This window comes from uncultured Chitinophaga sp., assembly GCF_902168175.1.
Taxonomy (GTDB): Bacteria; Bacteroidota; Bacteroidia; order Chitinophagales; family Chitinophagaceae; genus Chitinophaga.
In genome coordinates, this window is record NZ_CABHOU010000047.1 from 1 (window position 1) to 3,899 (window position 3,899).

Consider the following 3,899-nt stretch of genomic DNA (forward strand, 5'->3'; position numbering starts at 1 on the left):
CTCTGTATGCGCGTCCATAAGTTGCAGCAGTTCGTCATAATCACCAGCTGCGGCTTTTTTGGTCCGTACCAGTTCCAGCAATTGATCTGCTCTTTCGATAATTTCCCTGTTCAAGCGTTATTGTTTAATTTAATATTACTCCCGTAACCTGGCGATATAATCTGCCTTTCGGCGGTACACATATACTATGTACCCTGCCAAAAGAAAATATACACACCGGCTAACAAATATTTTTTCAGACAGGGTATAAAAGGATCAGGATGAGGGGGATTTCGATGCCCTGCCCTACCAGGAATTCCCTGATCGTTTTGGCAGAACGGGTTAGTGAGTTACGAACGGCCTGGATGGAAATGCCAAGTTCGGCGGCTATTTCGGCCGGCTTTTGGCCGGATACCCGGTTCATTTGATAAATACGGTGTTGCTGTTCCGGCAACTCATGTATGGCCTGGTGTATCAGGCGTTTGGTTTCGGAAAGATTTACGGCCTCTTCTGTTTCATTGGCGTGCAAACGGTATTCGCCACCGAGTTCAGACTGTACCGGCTCCACTTTCCGGAGCTGCTGCTGTTTCAGGTATTTGAACGACCGGTTATAGGCGATGCGGAATATCCAGTGCTGCGGTTCGTCGATGGCTGAAAGTTTATCGCGGCCCAGCCATAAGTGTAGAAAAACTTCCTGGGCAAGATCTTTGACGGTAGTTTCTGAAGGAACGAGGTTGTAGATAATACGGTAGAGCTGTGGCATATAAATATGAAACAATTCTTCAAATGCCTTCTCATCACCTTCGGATATTCTCGAAAAAAGTGCCCGGTCTGTATTTATATCGTTCCTCTCCAACTTATTTAGCCCTGTATTGCGCTGTAAAATATTGAATTTTCGGGAAAGCATATAGAATCCTTTATCTTCTCATCTAAACACTTATTATATGATCTTACAAACCTTAATCGGCGAATTTGAACATGAAGTGAATAACACCAGGACGTTGCTGGAAGCCGTTCCGGAAAAGGACCTCCAATTTAAACCCTCGCCCATATCCTGGACCATGGGCGAACTGGCCCAACACCTTGCTACGATTTATTACTGGTATGTGGGCACCCTCACAAAAACGGAGTACGACCTGTTGGCCGACAAAATGGAACGGGGCGATACGGGGGACATTAAGGCTACGCTGGAGTTATTTGAGAAAAATGTGAAGCAGGCAAGGGAGGCCTTACTCAACCTTAAAGAAGAGCAGCTACAGGACGCATGGACGATGAAAGCGGGCGATAAGATCATGGTAGGCCCCATGCCAAGGGGTATTGTGATCCGTAACTTCTTATTCAACCATGTTTACCATCACCGTGGTGAAATGATCGTGTATTTACGGGCGACCGGCAATAAAGTGCCCGGGCTGTACGGACCTACCTACGAACAAAGCCAGGGAATGAAAGCTGGTTAATCCATCTTATAAAAATAAAATAGTGCATATGGGCGCTGCAGAAACCCGTATGCACTATTTGCATTTATACCGGAAAAGGGAATCAGAACTTCACGGTCAACGTGCCGATCAACTGCCTTTTCATTTGAGGAATGATGCTGCTCCAGCCCATCCAGTACTCTTCATTGGCGATGTTATTCACCTTTACACCCAGGCGAAAACGCTTCATATCGTAAGTGATATGTGAACCCAGTATCGCGTACGAAGGCAGGATAAGCCCACCATCAGGACGCTGGTTAAAGGCGTACGACTCGCCGGAATAGTTAAGGCTTACACCGATACCCAGGCCTTTCAGTTTGGTTTCTGTGAACGTATAGTTTGTCCAGAAGTTAGCCATGTTGAACGGACCGCTGCCAACCGGGCGAAGTCCCTGTACATCGGCTTCTGCTTTTACATAACGGCTGTCGTTATAAGCGTAACCAAACAGGATCGTCCAGCCGGTAACCGGGTTAGCCACGATCTCTGCTTCCAGGCCCTTGCTCTTTTGCTCGCCGTCCTGGATGTTAAACTGCGGATCGCTCATATCGGTACGGATCATATTTTTTGCCAGGATATCGTAGTAACTGATGCTACCGGTAAGTTTGTTTTTGAACAGGCTGTACTTCACACCTACTTCTTTCTGATTCGCTTCTTCCGGCTCAAACGGTTTGTTGTTTTTGTCGGCGCCAAACTTATTGGTAAAGCTGTTCTGGTAATTAGCGAAAATGCTGAGTACATCTTTAACCGGCATAATGATCAAACCGAACTTAGGCGACCACTTTGTTTGGTCCTGGTCAGTCACCCTGTTCCTGAAATTATCCAGGCGAACACCCGCAGACACGATCACGTAATCAGTGATATTGGTCACATTGTTGACGTAGCCGCTCCATACTTCCGAACGCTGGTCATACGGCAACACGGTTGGCGGGCGGGTAGCGAAAGCGTTCAACACATTCGCTTTATTGAAATCGTCCATTTTAGGCGAGTTGCCGTTAGCTGGTACAATATCGAACACGTCTGCATAAGGAACACCGTAAAGGCTGCCGATGAAACGGTTGTAGGTAACCATCGAGTTGTAACGGGCATAATCAATACCAATCACCGCGCGGTTCCTCACCTTACCCCACTGGTAGTCAGACACAAAGTTTTGCTGTGCATTGATCGTATTCGTGCTGCCTACAGGATGCCACACCATGCGCGCAATGCTGTCGGTACCAGCGGTGCCGAAGTTTGGCGTACCGGTAAACACCGAATTAATAAATGCAGGCAGATAGTTAGGCAGAATGTATTGATAAGCCGAATAACCATTATTGTGGCTCAGGCTGTAAGTAAAGGCAGTTTGAGAAGTCCAGTGCGACGATAGTTTGTAAGTAGCATCGGCAAAGTAAGCGTTGGACTGTGTGGTAGGATACACATCGTTATGCAGGAAAGAGCGGTTGTAATCGAGTTTCAGCTCATCTACCCTATCGGTACCAAAAGCCTGTTTAAACGTTTGTGGCGCCTGCGACATGATCCCTGCCACCTGTTGTTCGGTCAGGCCCTGTTGCAGTAATACACCGCTCAGCGCCCCGTTTACCGTACTGGGTGCCAGTACGAACATAAAATTACCACCGTTGCTGTTGCCTTTAGACCCAACGATTTCCGCATCCACATTCAGCGTAAACCTTTCATTCGGTTTATAAATGAAAGACGGTGCGATGATATAGCTACGCTGGAAACCTGCATCCTGCCAGCTATCCTGGTTCTGACCGGCGATGTTAAGTCTTGCGGCGATCTTATCTTTTTTGATCACGAAGTTGGCATCGGCCGAAGCGCGGTAGAAGTTGAAGCTGCCGTAAGACACATCCGCATACCCACCATTATCGAAGTAAGGTCTTTTGGTAACGCGGTTGATAAGTCCGCCATAAGAAGATACGATACTGCCGAACATAGTAGCCGATGGGCCTTTGATGATCTCTATACGCTCGAGGTTCGCCATTTCTACGTTCGTGTTTACGATGTTAGGCAGGCCGTTACGCACCTTGGTAGTTACCTGGAACCCGCGGCTTACAAAGATAGAACCACCGTCCGGACGACTGGTTGCATCCCATAGTTTGGCAACACCAGGCGCGTTTTTCATCGCATCTTCCAGCGTCATGGCATTTTGCTTACGCAGGATCACGTTAGAGATGGAATGCACGATCTGCGGCGTTTCCAGGGAGCTAAGCGGGATCTTATTCGCAGTAGCGGCAGCACGGTTCATGATTTTGCTGGTTTCTACCACCACCTCATCGAGGTTGCGGGTGCCTGAAGATATTTCGATATCAAGCCTGGTATTATTACCCGCTGTAAGTGTGACACTTTCTGTTTTCTGTAATTTGCCTGCAAAAGACACCTGCACTGTGTAAGTACCTGGTTTGATATGCTGGATACGGTATTCCCCGTTATCGTCTGTAAAAGCACCCA

At 47.6% G+C, this 3,899-nt stretch carries 3 protein-coding genes; 1 reads left to right on the top strand and 2 read right to left on the bottom strand.

What is annotated here, in order from left to right; genetic code table 11:
• Nucleotides 1-235 precede the first annotated feature (235 nt).
• Nucleotides 236-886 carry an RNA polymerase sigma factor gene (locus QZT80_RS09900; protein ID WP_295121239.1) on the bottom strand — a complete coding sequence of 217 codons (651 nt, stop codon included), beginning with the start codon at nt 884-886 and terminating at the stop codon, nt 236-238.
• A gap of 37 nt (nt 887-923) precedes the next feature.
• Between QZT80_RS09900 and QZT80_RS09905 the strand changes: the two genes are divergently transcribed.
• Complete coding sequence (locus tag QZT80_RS09905; RefSeq protein WP_295121242.1) at nt 924-1,436, top strand: DinB family protein; 513 nt, start codon at nt 924-926, stop codon at nt 1,434-1,436.
• An 82-nt stretch (nt 1,437-1,518) separates the two neighbouring features.
• Here the strand turns inward: QZT80_RS09905 and QZT80_RS09910 are convergent.
• A partial coding sequence (locus tag QZT80_RS09910; protein ID WP_295121245.1) for a TonB-dependent receptor occupies nt 1,519-3,899 on the bottom strand: 2,381 nt, incomplete at its 5' end.

Excerpts from the sequence above, each read along its gene's own strand:
- QZT80_RS09900 (WP_295121239.1), bottom strand. The coding sequence starts at position 886 with ATGCTTTCCCGAAAATTCAATATTTTACAGCGCAATACAGGGCTAAAT.
- QZT80_RS09905 (WP_295121242.1), top strand. The coding sequence starts at position 924 with ATGATCTTACAAACCTTAATCGGCGAATTTGAACATGAAGTGAATAAC.